The 403-nt window shown below is 46.2% G+C and carries 1 pseudogene; it reads left to right on the forward strand.

Features of this window, described 5'->3' with window-relative positions:
* Nucleotides 1-403, forward strand: a pseudogene (locus GGG_RS0119220) (hypothetical protein); the annotation flags it as partial.

A 403-nucleotide genomic window follows, 5' to 3' on the forward strand; every position in this document is an offset into this window, starting at 1 on the left:
GATCTTGATGGAATTGAGATTGATAAGCCGACAGCCTTACTTGAAGAACACTTCGGCTCAAGTCGAATTGGTGTCGTTCAAACCGTGGATACAAACGGAAAGATTGATGTATCAGGTGATTTCCTTACAAACGCCAAAGCACAGGAAATTGTCCAGGACTCTGATGACGGTTTCCCGTTCCAGATGTCGATGATGATTGATCCGGGATCGATTGAAGAAGTGTCTCAAGGCAAAACGGTCACTGTAAATGGTCAGTCGTTTGAAGGCCCAATCACCATCTTCCGTCAAAACCGTATTCGTGAATTTACGATCTGCTCGACTGGTGCTGATCGCAACACATCAATTAAAGCCTTCTCGGGCAAAGCCAATCCAAACCCAACCAAAGAGGACACCAACGTGACCG

It is taken from the genome of Acinetobacter sp. P8-3-8 (genome assembly GCF_000214135.1).
Lineage (GTDB): Bacteria > Pseudomonadota > Gammaproteobacteria > Pseudomonadales > Moraxellaceae > Acinetobacter.